This is a genomic window from Roseibium sp. RKSG952, assembly GCF_009711355.1.
On record NZ_SMMF01000962.1, the window covers coordinates 304,250 to 321,257 of the forward strand.

16 protein-coding genes are annotated in these 17,008 nt (G+C 55.5%); 13 read left to right on the top strand and 3 right to left on the bottom strand.

Going from position 1 to position 17,008, the window contains the following annotated elements; genetic code table 11:
* Positions 1-40: 40 nt before the first annotated feature.
* The 6 genes from E1297_RS45545 to E1297_RS45570 all read left to right on the top strand — a co-directional run bounded on the left by E1297_RS45545 (position 41) and on the right by E1297_RS45570 (position 5,324).
* Positions 41-769, top strand: coding sequence for an ABC transporter ATP-binding protein (locus E1297_RS45545; RefSeq protein ID WP_155150275.1), 729 nt, complete (start codon positions 41-43; stop codon positions 767-769).
* On the top strand, positions 762-1,469 hold the full coding sequence (locus tag E1297_RS45550; RefSeq protein ID WP_155150277.1) for an ABC transporter ATP-binding protein: 708 nt from the start codon (positions 762-764) through the stop codon (positions 1,467-1,469). Before E1297_RS45545 ends, E1297_RS45550 begins: the two co-directional genes overlap by 8 nt.
* 1 nt (position 1,470) lies before the next feature.
* Complete coding sequence (locus E1297_RS45555; protein ID WP_155150279.1) at positions 1,471-2,334, top strand: branched-chain amino acid ABC transporter permease; 864 nt, start codon at positions 1,471-1,473, stop codon at positions 2,332-2,334.
* Positions 2,331-3,359 carry a branched-chain amino acid ABC transporter permease gene (locus tag E1297_RS45560; RefSeq protein WP_155150281.1) on the top strand — a complete coding sequence of 343 codons (1,029 nt, stop codon included), beginning with the start codon at positions 2,331-2,333 and terminating at the stop codon, positions 3,357-3,359. Before E1297_RS45555 ends, E1297_RS45560 begins: the two co-directional genes overlap by 4 nt.
* A 4-nt stretch (positions 3,360-3,363) precedes the next feature.
* A complete protein-coding gene (locus E1297_RS45565) occupies positions 3,364-4,302 on the top strand; it encodes a 3-keto-5-aminohexanoate cleavage protein (protein ID WP_155150283.1) in 939 nt (312 codons plus the stop codon).
* A gap of 77 nt (positions 4,303-4,379) precedes the next feature.
* A complete protein-coding gene (locus E1297_RS45570) occupies positions 4,380-5,324 on the top strand; it encodes a YHYH protein (protein WP_155150286.1) in 945 nt (314 codons plus the stop codon).
* A 514-nt stretch (positions 5,325-5,838) separates the two neighbouring features.
* Here E1297_RS45570 and E1297_RS45575 read toward each other — a convergent pair.
* Together E1297_RS45575 and E1297_RS45580 are read right to left on the bottom strand one after the other, a co-directional pair.
* Positions 5,839-7,206, bottom strand: coding sequence for a sensor histidine kinase (locus E1297_RS45575; protein ID WP_209016383.1), 1,368 nt, complete (start codon positions 7,204-7,206; stop codon positions 5,839-5,841).
* Positions 7,203-7,871 (bottom strand): response regulator transcription factor, encoded by a 669-nt coding sequence (locus tag E1297_RS45580; protein WP_155150288.1) that lies wholly within the window; start codon positions 7,869-7,871, stop codon positions 7,203-7,205. The genes E1297_RS45575 and E1297_RS45580 overlap by 4 nt, the downstream gene beginning before the upstream one ends.
* Positions 7,872-8,010: 139 nt before the next feature.
* On the opposite strand from E1297_RS45580, the gene E1297_RS45585 reads away from it, so the two are divergent.
* The 5 genes from E1297_RS45585 (at position 8,011) to E1297_RS45605 (ending at position 13,631) form a co-directional block, all read left to right on the top strand.
* Positions 8,011-9,099 (top strand): tricarboxylate transporter, encoded by a 1,089-nt coding sequence (locus E1297_RS45585; RefSeq protein ID WP_155150290.1) that lies wholly within the window; start codon positions 8,011-8,013, stop codon positions 9,097-9,099.
* Between the two features lie 81 nt (positions 9,100-9,180).
* A complete protein-coding gene (locus tag E1297_RS45590; RefSeq protein ID WP_155150291.1) occupies positions 9,181-11,211 on the top strand; it encodes a tripartite tricarboxylate transporter permease in 2,031 nt (676 codons plus the stop codon).
* A gap of 66 nt (positions 11,212-11,277) precedes the next feature.
* On the top strand, positions 11,278-12,366 hold the full coding sequence (locus tag E1297_RS45595; RefSeq protein WP_155150293.1) for a 4-oxalomesaconate tautomerase: 1,089 nt from the start codon (positions 11,278-11,280) through the stop codon (positions 12,364-12,366).
* A 51-nt stretch (positions 12,367-12,417) separates the two neighbouring features.
* Complete coding sequence (locus tag E1297_RS45600; RefSeq protein ID WP_155150295.1) at positions 12,418-12,654, top strand: hypothetical protein; 237 nt, start codon at positions 12,418-12,420, stop codon at positions 12,652-12,654.
* Positions 12,651-13,631 carry a D-2-hydroxyacid dehydrogenase family protein gene (locus tag E1297_RS45605; RefSeq protein ID WP_155150297.1) on the top strand — a complete coding sequence of 327 codons (981 nt, stop codon included), beginning with the start codon at positions 12,651-12,653 and terminating at the stop codon, positions 13,629-13,631. Before E1297_RS45600 ends, E1297_RS45605 begins: the two co-directional genes overlap by 4 nt.
* Here E1297_RS45605 and E1297_RS45610 read toward each other — a convergent pair.
* Positions 13,600-14,664, bottom strand: a complete 1,065-nt coding sequence (locus E1297_RS45610; RefSeq protein ID WP_155150298.1) for an AbrB family transcriptional regulator — start codon at positions 14,662-14,664, stop codon at positions 13,600-13,602. The genes E1297_RS45605 and E1297_RS45610 overlap by 32 nt on opposite strands.
* A 78-nt stretch (positions 14,665-14,742) precedes the next feature.
* On the opposite strand from E1297_RS45610, the gene E1297_RS45615 reads away from it, so the two are divergent.
* Both E1297_RS45615 and tcuA read left to right on the top strand, forming a co-directional pair.
* Complete coding sequence (locus E1297_RS45615; RefSeq protein WP_155150300.1) at positions 14,743-15,423, top strand: GntR family transcriptional regulator; 681 nt, start codon at positions 14,743-14,745, stop codon at positions 15,421-15,423.
* Between the two features lie 11 nt (positions 15,424-15,434).
* Positions 15,435-16,829, top strand: coding sequence for an FAD-dependent tricarballylate dehydrogenase TcuA (gene tcuA, locus E1297_RS45620; RefSeq protein WP_155150302.1), 1,395 nt, complete (start codon positions 15,435-15,437; stop codon positions 16,827-16,829).
* Positions 16,830-17,008: the final 179 nt, after the last annotated feature.

Here is a 17,008-nt window from a genome sequence, read left to right on the forward strand (position 1 = left end):
GGCGCCGATCTTGGCGCCGAACCCTCTATCCGAGAGAAGCATGACGACAATCTTGAGACTCCAAGCCCTGAGCAAGGCATTTGGCGCGGTCACTGTAGCCGATGCTATGAGCTATGAGGTCCAGCAAGGCGAAGCACTCGGGGTAATCGGCCCCAACGGCGCCGGCAAAACCTCGATGTTCAATCTGATCACTGGGACGCTCAAATCGAATTCCGGGGTGATAGAATTCAATGGGCAGGACGTGACGAAATGGACCGCCGCAAAGCGCAGCCATGCAGGCATCGCGCGTTCTTTTCAGGTCCCGCAGCCGTTTTCGGGAATGACCGTTTTCGAAAACGCAATGATCGCCGCCACGCAGTCGGCCGGCTTGCATGGGCATCAGGCTGAGCGCTTTTGTCTGGAGGTTCTGGACCAAACGGAGCTGCTGCCCAAGGCAAACGTTCTAGCAGGCAGCCTGACACTGCTGGAACGGAAACGCCTGGAACTGACACGCGCGCTCTGCGCCAAACCGAAACTGCTGCTGTTGGATGAGATTGCCGGTGGTTTGACCGAAGCTGAGTGCAAATCACTGGTTCAAACCATCAAGGACATCCACGCCTCGGGCGTTACCATCATCTGGATCGAACATGTTGTGCACGCCCTGCTGGCTGTCGTGGATCGTCTGATCGTCATCGACTTCGGAAAGAAGATCGCCGAGGGCGAGCCGCAGGCAATCATGGAAAGCGCTGAAGTCAAAGAAATCTATCTGGGGATCGAAGCCGATGCCTGATCCCATTCTTCAAACACGCGGCATAAATTCTTACTACGGTGATTTCCAAGCGCTCTACGATGTCGAATTGGACGTTGGCGAAGGCGAAGTTCTTGCCATCATCGGTGCGAACGGCGCAGGCAAGACGACCCTGATGCGATCTATCACCGGGCTGCTGACGAACGGACCGGATCAGATTCACTACCGGGGTCAGGATATCAGCCGCCTTCGCGCAGACCAGGTTGCAGAGCTTGGCTTGGCGATGGTCCCAGAGGGTCGTCAATTGTTCCCCTCTTTGTCAGTCAAAGAAAACCTTATGATCGGGGCTCAAGTTGGTCGAGCGGGCCCTTGGGATTTGAAAGCCGTCTATGATCTATTTCCGATCCTTGAAGAGCGAAAAGATCAGGCCTCTACATCGCTGTCGGGCGGTCAACAGCAGATGGTCGCCATCGGGCGCGCATTGATGGCCAATCCCGATCTGATCCTCTTCGATGAAATCAGTCTCGGGCTCGCGCCGATCATCATTAAAGACATCTACGAGGCTCTGCCCGGCATCATCGGTGAGGGCATGAGTGCGATCATCGTCGAGCAGGACATAACCAAGGCACTGTCGGTCTCGAGCCGGGTCTACTGCCTGCAGGAGGGGCGCGTTTCGCTGGAAAGCGCGTCTGACACCGTTTCGCGTGAAGACATTTCACGCGCGTATTTCGGGATCGAATAATATGGAATGGCTGAATGCTATCGTGCAGGGAACTTTGCTGGGTGGGCTATACGCGCTGTTTGCCGCAGGACTGTCGTTGATCTTCGGAGTCATGCGGCTGGTCAATATTGCCCATGGTGATCTGATTGTGTTGGCCGCGTACCTTGGGCTGACCGTGACGACCGCGACCGGGATGCACCCGATGGCCGCGTTGCTGATCGTCGTCCCTGCTATGGCGTTGATCGGGTATGCCCTTCAACGAGGTCTACTGAACCAAACGTTGGGCGACGATATTCTTCCACCGTTGCTTGTCACCTTTGGACTAAGCGTGATCATCCAAAACGGGTTGCTAGAGGTCTACACGGCCGACCCGCAAACATTGAATGCTGGCGCGCTGGAAACAGCCAGCGTCGCAGTAGGCGGTGTGACCCTCGGTATCTTACCGCTACTCACCTTCGGGATCGCCATCGCTGTGATCTGGGGGTTGCAATGGACCTTTTATCACACCGCACTTGGTCGTGCATTTCGAGCGGTGTCCGACAATCAAGACATCGCCCAGCTCATGGGCCTCAATCGTCGGCACATCTTTGGTCTGGCCATGGCGCTGGCCCTCGGAGTGACAGCAATCGCCGGTATCTTGCTTGGCATTCGAACAAGCTTTGATCCTTCGATTGGCGGGGGGCGTCTGATCTTTGGTTTTGAGGCTGTTATCATCGGTGGGCTTGGCAACCTTTGGGGTACGTTGATTGGCGGCGTTATCCTTGGCGTCGCGCAAACCATCGGAGCCAAGATTGATCCGGGCTGGCAAGTGCTAGCCGGCCATATCGCTTTCCTTGTCATTCTTGCCGTTCGTCCGAACGGCCTCTTCCCGAGGATTTCCGGATGAACCTGCAGGACTACTCTGTATCTCGATCATCAAAAGCAGCAAGTGTTGCGGCGATCCTAGCCGCAATCGGTTTGCTTGTTCTGATTGCAGCACCCTGGTGGGCAGGCCGCGCCGACATGCGCCTGATGGGCGAGCTATTTCTTTACCTGTCCCTGGCCACTCTCTGGAACCTCATGGCGGGTTATGCCGGTCTCGTCTCGGTTGGCCAGCAGGCTTATGTGGGCTTCGGCGGCTACATGCTCTTCGCACTTACAATGCTGGGTGGTTTGCACCCACTGGTTGCTATCGCAGCCGCAGGCGTTTTGGGGGCTTTGATCTCTATCCCGGTTGCCGTTCTGATCTTCAGGCTTCGGGGCGCATATTTTGCCATTGGTACCTGGGTCATCGCAGAAGTCTTTCGTCTGAGCTTCGCGCAGATCTCAGCGCTTGGTGGGGGATCAGGATCTTCGCTGCCCGTTGCCATCGTCAAATCTCTGGCGTCCGGTCGTGCTATGCGAGAAGCGCTGAGCTATTGGCTGGCGCTCGGTGCCGCTGTGCTGGTGGTGACAGCCGTCTATCTCTTCCTGCGCTCGCGCCAAGGGTTGGCGCTGACGGCAATTCGCGACAATGAACTGGCCGCCGGAAGCCTCGGCATCGATATCTGGCGCACGAAGTTCATTGTGTACGTCGTCACGTCGGCGTTCACGGCGATGATCGGCGCTCTCATCTTTCTACAAAAGTTGCGCATATCGCCGGACGCGGCGTTCAGCGTCAACGACTGGACTGCCTTCGTCATCTTCATCGTCGTAATAGGCGGCATCGGTACCATCGAAGGACCGATCATCGGCACACTCGTCTTCTTCGCTCTGCGCGAAACGCTGGCCGACCTCGGAACAACTTACCTGATCGTTCTCGGCGTCGTTGCGATTGTCGTCATGCTCAAAGCGCCGAAAGGCATCTGGGGCGTGATCCGCAGCCGTTATGACCTGCAACTATTCCCGCTGGGCTATCGCGTGAAGCACATCGGACAATCCAAGGAAAACTGAACTCATGGCCCGTCAGAAAAAGACCATCATTACATGTGCTGTAACAGGAGCGATCCACACACCAACCATGTCGGATGCACTCCCGTACACTTATGATGACATCGCGCGGCAGGCGATTGAGGCCGCCGAGACCGGGGCGTCGATCCTGCATTTGCATGCCCGCAATCCCGAGGACGGTTCACCGTCGGTTGACCCGAACGACTTCGCACCTTTCCTGCCGCGCATCAAACAGGCCACCGACGCGGTTGTGAACCTATCGACCGGTGGATCGCTGACATTATCCATTCAAGACAGGATCAACCCGGCCAAGACTTTCAGCCCAGAAATGTGCTCAATGAATATGGGTTCGATGAACTTCTCGTTTCACCCTTTGGCCAACCGATACGGTGATGACGACTGGAAGTTTGATTGGGAGAAGGACTATGTCGCGAATTCCGATCAGAACATCTTTCGCAATACTTTCCGGGATATTCGCGAAGCGGCAGAAACGCTCGCGCCACATGACATCAAATTCGAACATGAATGCTATGATGTCGGGCATTTGTACAACCTGAAATTCTGCATGGATATCGGGTTGTTCAAGGCACCCATTTTCATTCAGTTTATCTTTGGCATCCTCGGCGGCATTGGACCCGAAGTCGACAATCTGATCTTCATGAAACGTACTGCCGACAGGCTGTTCGGTGACGACTATCGGTGGTCGGTCTTGGGCGCAGGTGGAGCACAGATGTCGCTTGCTACGACGGCAAGCCAGATGGGCGGCAACCTTCGTGTTGGCTTGGAGGACAGCCTGTTCATCTCTCGTGGAACACTGGCTGAAAGCAACGCTCAGCAAGTCGCCAAAATTCGACGTATTGTAGAAGACCTGGGCAGTCAGGTCGCAACTCCCGACGAAGCGAGAGAAATTCTGGATTTGAAAGGAGGAGACCGAGTCGCATTCTGAGGATAGGGTGACAGGTATCAACTCTTAACGAGCGACTTGTTTGTAAAAAAATTTCGAAACACTGAGGAGATTGAGCCATGCGAGTGGAGATTTTGACATTCAGCGCGCTTCTGACAGGGTTTACGGCCGTTCAGGCTCCTGCGCAGAACGCTGCTCAGGACATCACCGATCTTTTGCTCAGCAACCGGTCTGCCGACTGTGCGGACTATGCGGGCGTGTATTCCGCTTCAGTGGAAGACGTCACCCGCCAGCAACGTTTTAACTCCGAAATCGAAATCTCGTCTGATAGTCAGCACTGCACTCTCAAGACCAATGGCATTCCTAACCATAATTTCAATGGGCCTACAGCCAACTTCGCCAACGATGTGCGGGAATTGTCAGGCACATTTCGGATTCCTAGGAACCCAGAAAAAACGGACAGTCAAGCTGCGCTTTCACAACGTAGCTATGACGCAATTCTGCTCAACGGCGTGCCGGTCGATTTGCTCTCGGCCGGGTGTTATCGTCCAAGCGGCTCACGTGCAGACAAGAATGGCAACGTTCTGGCAGGGTGTCGGGATACTGATCCCTGGTTGCTCGACCCGCCGTCTTACGATCAGTATTTTGGTGTGGATCTTCACAATGCCCACGCCCAGCCCGACGGAAGGTACCACTACCATTCCAATCCAAATGCTCTGTTTTTGGACCACGACCTTGATAAGCCATCGCCGGTAATAGGTTTCGCAGCTGACGGCTTTCCGATCTATGGAACGATTTTCAAAGACAACGAAGGCAGAATTAGACCCGCGATCTCTGGCTATGAACTGAAAGCTACACCGAGACCTGCCCCGCCTGCAGGTCCGGGTGGCACTCCGGACGGGACATATATTGACGACTACGAATTCACGGGGGTTGGCGATCTGGATGAGTGCAATGGCATGACTGTGGATGGTGAGTATGGATACTACGTCACCACGACCTACCCGTGGATATTGAACTGTTTGGTCGGGCAACCTGACCGATCATTTGACAAAAGGCGGTGAATTGCCTCGGCTCGCCTAGTCGCCCTAAGCATTTCGGGTCTAAGATCCCAAGCTCTCAATAACTGCGATTGCGCCATCTGATTTATCTGTGTGGTGCTGGACAGTCCTCCAACAACCTCCAGCACGGCAAATACCGTTTACGGCATTATGCGCGGCTTCAACCTGTTTCTCCCTATGAGGAAAGGCTCTTTTCTCTAATCCAACATCGTAGGCAAAGTTATCAGTTGTAAAAATGACACGATCAGTCATTCCAACTGTCCCAGCTTCAAACACTTCCGCGGAAGTTTTCCAAACAAGCTTGAGAGAGTCTCAGCCCACTTCGCGTCCACCATCGAGACCCACGGCCAAAACGTCATCGCGATATAGCAACGCCGCTCATTGAACACGCGATTCTGCGCCGCGTGAAATGTATCGGAGGCAGCAACAAATGCCACGTCTTGTGCCGTGTGGACGAGGCAATGCTAGTCGACAATAGTGGTGTGGTCCGCAAGCGCAGCAGAGGACACGGTTTCGTCTAATGGGCTATCGGAAGCTCAAGCGTAACGCTCGCTCCTCTTTCGACGCGGTTGATTGAGACTGTTCCGCCGTGGCGCTGTGCCACTGCTGAGACGATAGACAACCCCAATCCGCTGCCTTCGGAATATTCCAACTGTGAAAACCGACTGAAAGCTGCTTCGCTTTGCTCAGGCGACAGGCCCGCTCCGTCATCGGCTACAGTTAAATTCAAGTATTCGCCTTCACCGTCCATCTCGACTGAAATGCGGCTCAACTTAGTGCCACCGTGTTTGACTGCGTTGTCCAGCAGGTTCTTGAGCGCTTCAATTAGAAACACCCGGTCACCGGATACCATGACCGTCGTCTCAGGCATCGTGACATCAAACTCGATACCTTTTGCGAGAATGTGAACTCCCATCTCCGTGCAGGCTTCTTCCACAACCGAGCGGAAATCAATTTCTGCCATTTGATCTTGGTGCGTCGGCTGCCTGAGTCTTTCAAGTGACAATAATTGCTCGGCCACTGTTGCTGAGTTTTTTGCCGCCGCCACAAGCTCTGAGATACGTTTTTCTCGATCACCATCTGTTTTCGCGTCCTGCAGCGCTTCGGCCATCGACTGCACGGCAGCCGCCGGATTCCGCAGTTGATGTGCTGCTTCGGAGATAAAAACTTGATGAGCGTTGATACTGTTCTCTACCTGACCAAAGAGTCGGTTCAGTGTTTTGACAACACCTTGAACTTCGACCGGAACAGGGCGCTTGATCTCGCTCAGGTCATCCGGTGAGCGCAGATCGATCGCGTCCTGCAAGTCCAGCAAGGGCCTCAGGCCGCGGGCTACACCGAACCATACCACAAAGGCCAGTGTAGCAAGAAGAATACCCATCAGAATTCCCGCACGGATTGACAGTTCATTGGCAAATGCGTTGCGATCCGCCATTCGTTGCCAAACTGTGACCGTCGCATCTCCGATAAGATTCTCTAAAGTCACTCGCTCTGTCATTTTGAGAACGCGTACCGGTTCCTCGCGGTAGAGCGCCTCGAAAAAAAACGGCTCGTAAGCGTCTTGGATAGACGGGGTCGAGGACGCAGGAGGGTACGCATAGCCTGTCACGTAGATGCCACCGGGACCCGTTACATGATAGAAAATCTCTCCGCCGGACGCGTCACGGATCAAGCTGCGTGTGGTGGGCGACAGAGCGTCACCGCCCGAGATCGCGACATCTCGCGAAATTGCGAGACCCGCAGATAGCAGACTGTCATCAAACAACTCCTGGGCTGTTTTCTGCGCGATCATAAAGCGCCAAAGCCCAAGCAGAACGGCAAGTAGCACCAAGGGGGTCAGGATAAGAATAAAAAGCCTTAGCCTGAGGGAGCCGTGCTTGATCACTTCTGCACCTCAAGCAGATATCCCAGACCACGGGCTGTTTTTATTCTAATTCCTAGATTTTGAAGACGTTTTCTCAGCCGCGATACATGAGGCTCGACGGCGGAGGCCTCGACATCGGCACCCACGCCGTAGACGTAATCTGTTAGTTGGCTTTTGGGAACAATTCTGCCCCTGCGTTCCAACAGGCACTCAAGCACCGCGATTTCCCGCCGTGGAATATCCATAACCTCGCCCTGTACACTAACCTGTCGGGCAGCGCGGTCGAATTCCAGGCCACCGATGCTCTCTTTTGCTCCATAGTCGAGGTCTTTGCGTCGGGAAAGCGCCCGGATACGTGCTTCCAACTCGTCCATTTCGAATGGCTTAACCAGATAGTCATCGGCGCCCATATCTAACCCCGAAACCCGGTCGCTTGTTTCGGCGCGCGCGGTAAGCAGGATCACTGGTACCCCGTCACCACGGTTGCGAAGAGACTTCAGGATCCCCAGCCCTGACTGTCCCGGCAGATTGATATCCAGCACAACTAAGTCGGCGCCCTCTTGCGCAAGATACAAGTCAGCCTCATCGCCATCCAAAAGCACTTCTGCTGCATGACCCCGGTCACGTAGGCGATAGGCAATAGCTTTGGCGAGGGTCTCGTTGTCTTCGACGATGACGATCCGCATCGGGTCTCCTGCAAGTTTCGCGCAAGGTTGGCACTCCATGATTGCCAGATGGGAGGGGGAATCAACCCCACAGTTCTATTTGCGATCACGGTAGCGCGGAGGGCGTTGACGTGGTTGTCTGGTCAACAGGGAGGAACCAATGACCATTTCCAACTTCACCCGTCGCGCCGTCGTGGGGCTGATTGCCGCCGCCGGTATCGCAGCGCCTGCCGCCGCCGAGGTCGATTTCTCGGGCAAGACAGTTGAATGGGTCATCCCGTTCTCGGAAACGGGCGGGTCTGCCAAATGGGCCAACTTCTTTGCACCGCTTCTGTCCGAAGCACTGCCGGGTCAACCGACCGTGGTCGTGAAATTTATGCCAGGCGCTGGTTCGACCAAGGGCGCGAACTGGTTCCAGGAGCAAAGCCATGACGATGGCACGTTGTTGTTCGGCACTTCAGGCTCGACCCAGTTCCCCTATCTGCTGAGTGATCCGCGGGTGCGCTATGAATACAATGACTGGATTCCTGTCATGGCATCCGGAACCGGTGGTGTTGCCTACCTGAACGCAGAAGATGGCGCGAAGTTTGATGGCTCGGCGAATGCGCTGAAAGACACCAACTTCATTTATGGTTCGCAGGGCGCGACACGCCTCGACCTTGTGCCGCTGTTGGCATGGCAAATGCTGGGCATGAATGTTGAGCCTGTTTTTGGCATCAAAGGCCGTGGCGATGGTCGTCTGATGTTCGAACGTGGCGAAGCTAATATCGATTATCAGACCTCGTCCGGCTACTTGGGTGGTTCGGCCCCGTTGGTTGAATCCGGTCAGGCTGTGCCGATGATGACCTGGGGTGCTCTGGATGCAGACGGCAACATCGTCCGTGACCCGACCTTTCCGGATATCCCAACTTTCAAAGAAGTTTGCGAAGCCACCGATGGCTGTGAAACCAGCGGTGAGGCATGGGATGCGTGGAAAGCATTCTTTGTAGCCGGTTTCCCGGTTCAGAAGCTGGCCTTCCTGCCGGGTGATACACCTCAGGAAGTGGTCGACGCATACACAGCAGCGTTCCAGGCTGTGACAGAGCGCGGCGACTTTGCCGACATCTCCTCGAAGCGCGTGGGTAAGTATCCGGTGTTCGTAGGTGACGGCTCCAAGTCAGCGCTGCAAACCGCGACAAACGTCGACGACAATGCCAAGGCCTATGTCCTGAACTGGCTTAAAGAAGCCTACGGTGTCGAGTTGAACTAAGCCGACCAATCACAGCGCGTGCCCACAGCAATGGGCGCGCGCTTTTTGATCCCTACAAAAATTGAATGAAAGGCGGCCGCTATGGAGGTTTTCGCCACCGCTCTTCCTGCGCTCAGTGACGCGTGGGGTCTTATCCTGCAGCCCATCGTCTTGGGGTATCTTATACTCGGTGTCGTTATGGGACTGGCCGTAGGTGTTTTCCCTGGGCTCGGCGGTATTGCAGGTCTGTCCCTGCTGTTGCCTTTCATGTTTGGCATGGACCCGATCCTTGGATTGGCGTTGATGATCGGGATGGTCGCCGTTGTTCCGACCTCTGATACCTTCGCATCAGTTCTTATGGGCATCCCCGGTAGCTCTGCCTCGCAGGCCACGGTGCTGGACGGCTTCCCGATGGCAAAAAAGGGTGAGGCCGCGCGGGCATTGTCAGCGGCCTTTGCTTCATCGCTTTTTGGCGGTTTGGTCGGCGCAACATTTCTGACCATGTTTATCCTGATCGCGCGGCCCATCGTTCTGGCATTCGGTCTGCCCGAGATGCTGATGATCACCATTCTTGGCTTGTCGATGGTCGCTATCCTCGCCGGACGTATCCCGCTGAAGGGTGTCGCCGCCGCAGGGTTGGGCCTGATGGTCGGTACGATTGGCGAGGCGGACGCAGGGGGTTCGCTGCGTATGGCGACGTATGACATTCCTTACCTGACCGATGGTCTGAAGTTGGTCATCGTTGGCTTGGGTATCTTTGCGGTGCCCGAAATCGTCTCGCTGCTGCGTCAAGATCGATCCATTGCCAAGGGTGCCTCACTAGGCGCGGGTTGGCTGGATGGCGTCAAAGACTGGGCTGCGAACATCTGGTTGTCGGTCCGCTGTTCGATCATTGGCGTGGTTGTCGGTGTCATTCCTGGCCTTGGTGGCTCGGTTGTTGACTGGATCGCTTATGGCCATTCAGTTCAATCGACCAAAGACAAAAGCAACTTCGGCAAAGGCGAAGTGCGTGGCGTCATCGGGCCGGAAAGCTCGAACAACGCCAAGGAGGGCGGGGGGCTCGTCCCAACGCTGCTGTTTGGTATCCCCGGCTCGGGTTCGATGGCGATCTTTATCGGCGCTGTTGCATTGTTGGGATCCGGCGATATCGAGGTCGGTCCTAGCATGCTCAAGGATAATCTCGACATCACCTATTCAATTGTCTGGTTGTTGGCTCTCGCCAACGTGGTGGGCACCATCTTATGCATCGCAGCCTCGGGTGGGATCGCCAAGCTGACGACAATCCGGTTCACCTATCTGGCGCCGTTTCTGTTCATGCTGATCAGCTTTGCGGCTTTCCAGTCCGGCCAAAACTTCGAAGATCTGCTGGCCCTGTTCGTCATCGGTCTGATCGGTATTTTCCTGCGCCGCTTCGACTGGTCGCGCCCGGCCTTTCTGATTGGGTTCGTGCTGTCGAACCCGGTTGAGAAGTTCACCAACCAAGCGTTCCAGATCGCGTCTTTCCGCTTCCGTAAAAGCTTTGGCGAAGGCATGGAGTATGTCTTCAGCCCGATCGTGATTGTCCTGATCGTGGTCACCGTGGTTTCGGTCATTCTGGGTATTCGGCAAGCCAAGATGATCATGGCCGAAGGTGAGGTCAAATCTGGCGGTAAGCGCGCGCCGCTGATCTTTCTGCTCGTGATCATGGCCTATCTGATCGTCGCCTTGGTCAACGCCAATATGATCCCCGACTACAACATGACCGACAAGATCATCCCGCTGGTGATCGGCAGCGTGTCGCTGTTCTGCTGTGTCATTCTGTTGATCCAGATGATGCGGCGACCCGAGGGGGATGCAATCTTTGCCGACAAGGAAATTGCCGGCGAGGATGCAAGCGCGCCACATGGACTTTGGTCAACGCTCGCGTGGTTCGCAGGTCTGATCGCGGCCACGTGGGTTGTGGGGTTCATCCTCGCCCTGATCGGGTTCCTGATCGCATTCTTCCGTATTCGCGCCGGGTCCAGCTGGCAGATGACGTTTCTCCTGACAGCCTGCGGCATCGGTTTCATGTGCTTCATGGCTGGTGCTCTGAACCGGGATTTCCCGCCGGGATTGTTGCAGGACATGGTCAGCTTGCCATGGCCGCTTAAGTAGATGGTCCACCAATGCCCGGCTTGAATTCACAAAAAAACTGACACGGTTTGTAAAGGAGGGTTCGAGATGACCCAGACAGCAATCCCGTATATTTTCATGCGCGGCGGCACTTCTCGTGGGCCATACTTTCGTCGCTCTGATCTGCCTGAGGATTTAGAGACGTTGGCAGACGTGTTGGTCGCCGCCCTTGGGGCCGGGCAAGCGATTAACATCGACGGAATCGGAGGCGGTACAGCGGTGACGACCAAGGTTGCGATGCTGTCAGTCAGCGAGGATGACTGGGCTGATATCGACTATTTCTTCGCGCAGGTTTCGGTTGAGGAGAAACTGGTCGATTTCAAACCCACCTGCGGAAACATCCTGTCCGGAGTCGCCCCTGCTGCCATCGAAATGGGGTTGTTTAACCCCCAGGGTGATGAGACCGAAATCCGAATTCGCGCTGTCAACACGGGTGCCCGGGTCATCGCCAAAGTGCAGACCCCGGGTGGTGAACTGGTCTATGAGGGCGATGCGGAAATTGCCGGAGTTCCTGGCCAATCTGCGCCTGTGCAACTGAGCTTCATGGGTGTTGTAGGCTCGGCAACAGGTGCATTTCTACCCACCGGAAACCTGCGCGATACAGTTCAGGGGATCGAGTTGACCTGTATGGATGTTGCCATGCCAATGGTCATAGCGCAGGCCACAGAATTCGGACTGACAGGGTATGAAAGCGCTGATGAACTGGATACCGACCGCGATTTCTTTGATCGTATGGAGGCGGTGCGGATCGAAGCCGGGAAGTTGATGGGTATGGGGGATGTATCAAAATCAGTGACCCCAAAATTCGGCCTCTTTGCGCCAGCCAAGGAAGGTGGAACCGTTGCAGTTCGGTATTTTATGCCGTGGAAGACCCATCCAACAATGGCAGTTACTGGTGCGCAATGCATGGCGTCTTGCGCTTTGACGCCCGGCACCGTGGCTGACGGGCTATTGGATCGCCCCGAGGCAAGCCCGGCAGAAGTTGTATTGGAACATGCCTCGGGCAAAATCGACGTTTTGGTGGATTTCTCACATGACGGGGATTTCAACGTAAATTCTGCCGGTTTGGTGCGGACCGCGCGTAAGCTGGCCGATGGGCATGTCTACGTACCAGAGTCTGTGTGGAACGGGAGTTGATATGGTAAATCCAATTACGTATACTATGGTATACATTTTGGAGGCGCCACGATGGATGACTATTCTGAATGCCTTGATATTGCGCGTCAGGAACTCAGGCTGGCACAGTCGGTGCTACGGCGGGACATCGCGGAATACCCAACACCGATTGCCGGATGCGATGAACAGTTCAACCATTTGCTGGATCAAAGCGAACGGGTCCGCAATGCGCTTGCAGCACTTGACGCATTACACTTTGTGCCGACCCCAAGAAAACTAAACATAGGGCAGGGTATAGAAAGCCGATGAAGGTTCATATTCTGGATGATTGGTTTGAAACACTGCAGGGCCTGCCCTGTTTTGAAAAACTGTCTGGCCATGACGTGAAGGTCTGGACAGATCATGTCGAAGAAACAGACGAATTGGCCACGCGGTTGCAGGAGGCCGAGGCGCTGGTGCTGTTTCGCGAACGCTCCAAAATCACCCGCGACTTGATTGAGAAACTTCCTAATCTGAAACTAATCAGTCAACGCAGCGTTTACCCGCATATCGATGTGCAGGCATGCTCGGATAACGGAGTGCTACTTTGTTCGAACATGCATGGCGGGACTCCCTCATATGCTGCTGCCGAACTGACATGGGCGCTAATCATGGCCGGGATGCGTGATTTGCCCACTCAGATGGCCTCGGTCAAAGCGGGGCATTGGCAGGCCGGAGTTGGCAAGACTCTGAGGGGGCGGAAACTGGGGCTCTATGGATATGGCCGTATCGCCCGCGCCGTTGCAGGCTATGCCGAAGCATTCGGAATGAATGTAGTCTGGTGGTCCTCGGATGAAGGCCGCGCGCGTGCGGAGGTAGATGGAGTTCACGTAGCTGAAAGCCGTGAAGCATTCTTTTCCCAAAGCGATGTTGTCTCGGTTCATGTCCGTCTGAAGCCAGACACTCGCGGTATTATCACAGCGTCGGATTTCGCGCAGATGCAATCAGGGGCGCTGTTTGTGAATACATCCCGTGCGGGCCTAATCGCAAATGGCGCATTGCTTGAAGCTTTGAATGCCGGGCACCCTGGTAAAGCCGCAATTGATGTCTTTGATACAGAGCCGCTTACTGATCCGAATGACCCGTTGCTATCGCATCCAAACCTGATTGCGACACCACATATTGGATTTGTGACGGAGGACGAGTTCGACCTGCAATTTGCAGACATTTTCGATCAGGTGAACGCCTATTCCGAAGGCACTCCGATTCACATGATCAACCCCGAGGTTTGGACCAACGCAAGATGAGGTTGGCCGCAATAGGTGCACCGATGATCACTAGCACGATCCTTGTCAGATGGTGCGTGATAACAAAACCCAAATCCGCACCAGAAACGATAGCCAGAACTGTCATCTCGGCCTGTCCGCCGGGGGCGAAGGCGAGGAAAGCCTCAACCGGCTGACCGAAGCCCAATGTGGTGACAACGGCGGTGAAGGCAGCAGCCAGTATCGCGAGGACAATGACATAGGCGAAACCCGCTGCCACAACCCTGCGCAGTTCGACCCAGGTGACGCCTACGAATTTCACACCGATCCCGCAGCCGATAAAGAACTGTGCTGCAAGGATGGCCTCGCGAGGCGGTCGGGTGTGAATGAAATCTCCCAGCGACAAGGCTGCTGTCAGGATCATTGGACCCAGAATTGACGCCCCGAACAGACCGATCCGCTCGCCGCCCTTCCAACCGATAAGGGCGGCCAGAACCATCAGTACCAACTCATTTATCGGCAGGTCGCGCGCAGGCTCTCCGATCGGGTTGGTGAGCTGGGCGTCGTAAAACACCGTTAGAAAAAGCGGTGCCAGCGTCACGATGATCAGAACGCGTGTGCCGTGTATCAGGGACAACGTCCGCGGATTGGCGCCTGCCTCGGTTCCGAAGATGATCATGTCCTGCAATCCACCGGGCATGGCCGCGTAAAACGCAGTTGTGGTGTCAAAGCCCCAGACCTTGCGGAAGAAGGGCACCCCGACCAGCGCGATCAGCAGGATGAAGAATGGGATTAGCGCGATGGACGCAGCCATCTTTGGCAGTTCTGCAAAAAGGGCCGGTGTAATCGAAGCCCCAACCGCAACGCCCAGAATGGTGCGTGCGGCAACCGATATCTGACCAAAACCTTCCATGGGGGCATGAGCCAGCGCTGCTATCAAACACGCACACATTGGGCCAAATAGAAACGGCAGTGGCAGATCCAATGCCCAGAATACTCCCGTACCCAAAAGCGCAAGACCCAGTGTTACGGCCCGCTTTTTCAAGAGAGAAGGTGTTCTGTTCTGGGTTGGCAAAGTGCGGCTTCCGACAATATTGACTCACTATGTATCCAAATGTATACAAGTGGACGCAAGAAGACAAGTGAGCGCTCGATGACCATTCAGGACGACACCTTACAGCCCGGCCCGCAAGGCAATTCCGCGTATCAGCGCCTGCTGGACGAGATTCATGACGGCACACTCTTGCCCGGCGAACGCTTGCGCGAAATCGAACTGTCAGAACGGCTGGGCGTCAGTCGAACTCCGGTGCGGGAAGCGATCCGGCAGTTGGAGGCCGACGGCTTGGTCACCCACGTTCCGCGGCAGGGCGCGACCGTTCGCAGCCTGGACTACGCAGAAGTAATGGAACTCTATGAGATGCGCGCTGTACTCGAAGGCACTGCAGCACGTTTGGCAGCTCGCGCGGCGTCGGATGTCGAATTGGACGAGTTGGATGTTTTGAATGATCGTTTGGCCGAGGCTGGCACAGGCCCAGATGCAGCTCGGATCAATCGGATTTTTCATGCCACGCTATTGGATGCCGCCAAGAACCGGTTCCTTGCGAAATCCATGCTGTCGCTTCAAAAGGCGCTGCTGATCCTTGGGCCATCGCAATTGTTGGACGGGGATCGGGCCGAAGCGGCAGTAGCTGAACATCGGCGTATCATGGCTGCGCTCAAGGCGCGGGATGGTGCCGCGGCTGAGACAGAGATGCGCGTGCATATTCAGGCCGCACAACGGATGCGCATCCGGGCGTTGCAGGAACGCGATCGGACAATCGACGAAAATCAGTAGGTAGACAGGATATGGCCACCCAAAAGGAAGCTTACGATATCACTGTGATTGGTGGCGGAAACGCCGCCCTTTGTGCCGCAATGACAGCCGCCGAAGCAGGCGCACGCGTTCTTATCCTCGAAACGGCTCCGAAACCATATCGCGGGGGGAACTCGCGTCACACACGCAACTTTCGCTGCATGCACGGTGCCCCTCTGGGTCCTTTGGTCGAAGAGTACGGAGAGGACGAGTACTTTTCGGATCTGATGAAGGTCACTGGTGGCAAAACCGACGAACATCTTGCCCGCCTGGCAATCCGCACTTCCGAGGAGTGTTTGCCGTGGATGGAAGAGCATGGGGTCCGGTTCCAACCATCGCTTTCCGGAACATTGTCACTGGCGCGCACCAATGCCTTTTTCATGGGCGGTGGGAAATCTCTGGTTAATGCCTATTATCGAACCGCTGCAGGTTTAGGTGTCGATGTATTGTACGAAGCCGCCGTCACGCATTTGGAGTTGAATGACGATCGGATCGAATGGGTCGACTATAGTTATGAAGGCCAATCTCATCGCATCACGCCCAAGGCGATTATCGTTGCCTCGGGCGGGTTTCAGGCAGACACAGATTGGCTTACCCGTGCTTGGGGTGAGCCCGCAAAGAACTTTCTGATCCGGGGTACTCCTTACAACCGAGGAGTTGTGCTGGCCGATCTGCTGGATCAGGGCGTTGAGAGCGTCGGCGATCCAACCCAATGTCACGCCGTTGCCATCGACGGGCGCGCGCCGAAGTTCGACGGCGGCATCGTCACCCGTCTGGATTGCGTGCCGTTTTCCATCGTCGTGAACAAGAAAGCAGAACGTTTTTATGACGAGGGTGAGGATGTTTGGCCCAAACGCTATGCAATCTGGGGGCGTCTGGTGGCGGCCCAACCCGATCAAGTTGGCTATGTGGTCATCGACGCTAAATCGCTGAACCTGTTCATGCCGTCCGTCTTCCCCCCGTTGAAAGCTGACACATTGGAAGAACTGGCTGCGATGATGGATCTGCCTGCAGACAAGCTGACAGCGACGGTTGCAAAGTTCAATGCAGCCTGCGGTGATACGAGTCACTTTCATCCTACCGAATTGGACGGTGTTTCTACTTCTGGCCTGACACCGCCCAAGACCAACTGGGCCCGCCCTATCACCGAGCCGCCATTCTATGGTTACTCGCTCCGCACGGGTGTGACCTTCACTTACCTTGGGCTCAAGGTCGACGATGCGGCGCAGTGCTCGACGCCCAAATGTAAGATCAAAAATCTTTGGGCCGCAGGTGAAACAATGGCCGGATCAATCCTGGGGCAGGGGTATCTGGCCGGTTTCGGCATGACCATCGGAACCGTTTTCGGACGTATCGCAGGACGTGAGGCCGCCGCTTATGCAAACTGAACTTATTCAAGAGGCCCGCCGACAGGCCGAGATTTGCAACGCGTGTCGGTATTGCGAAGGATATTGTTCAGTCTTCCCGTCGCTGCACGCGGAACGGGCGTTTTCAGATGCATCCATCACGCAACTCGCCAACCTCTGTCACAATTGTCGGGGTTGCTACTACGCCTGCCAATACACCG

Excerpts from the sequence above, each read along its gene's own strand:
- E1297_RS45585 (WP_155150290.1), top strand. The coding sequence starts at position 8,011 with ATGACCATTTCCAACTTCACCCGTCGCGCCGTCGTGGGGCTGATTGCC.
- E1297_RS45600 (WP_155150295.1), top strand. The coding sequence starts at position 12,418 with ATGGATGACTATTCTGAATGCCTTGATATTGCGCGTCAGGAACTCAGG.
- E1297_RS45550 (WP_155150277.1), top strand. The coding sequence starts at position 762 with ATGCCTGATCCCATTCTTCAAACACGCGGCATAAATTCTTACTACGGT.
- E1297_RS45545 (WP_155150275.1), top strand. The coding sequence starts at position 41 with ATGACGACAATCTTGAGACTCCAAGCCCTGAGCAAGGCATTTGGCGCG.
- E1297_RS45565 (WP_155150283.1), top strand. The coding sequence starts at position 3,364 with ATGGCCCGTCAGAAAAAGACCATCATTACATGTGCTGTAACAGGAGCG.
- E1297_RS45595 (WP_155150293.1), top strand. The coding sequence starts at position 11,278 with ATGACCCAGACAGCAATCCCGTATATTTTCATGCGCGGCGGCACTTCT.
- E1297_RS45615 (WP_155150300.1), top strand. The coding sequence starts at position 14,743 with ATGACCATTCAGGACGACACCTTACAGCCCGGCCCGCAAGGCAATTCC.
- tcuA (WP_155150302.1), top strand. The coding sequence starts at position 15,435 with ATGGCCACCCAAAAGGAAGCTTACGATATCACTGTGATTGGTGGCGGA.
- E1297_RS45580 (WP_155150288.1), bottom strand. The coding sequence starts at position 7,871 with ATGCGGATCGTCATCGTCGAAGACAACGAGACCCTCGCCAAAGCTATT.
- E1297_RS45555 (WP_155150279.1), top strand. The coding sequence starts at position 1,471 with ATGGAATGGCTGAATGCTATCGTGCAGGGAACTTTGCTGGGTGGGCTA.
- E1297_RS45570 (WP_155150286.1), top strand. The coding sequence starts at position 4,380 with ATGCGAGTGGAGATTTTGACATTCAGCGCGCTTCTGACAGGGTTTACG.
- E1297_RS45590 (WP_155150291.1), top strand. The coding sequence starts at position 9,181 with ATGGAGGTTTTCGCCACCGCTCTTCCTGCGCTCAGTGACGCGTGGGGT.
- E1297_RS45605 (WP_155150297.1), top strand. The coding sequence starts at position 12,651 with ATGAAGGTTCATATTCTGGATGATTGGTTTGAAACACTGCAGGGCCTG.
- E1297_RS45560 (WP_155150281.1), top strand. The coding sequence starts at position 2,331 with ATGAACCTGCAGGACTACTCTGTATCTCGATCATCAAAAGCAGCAAGT.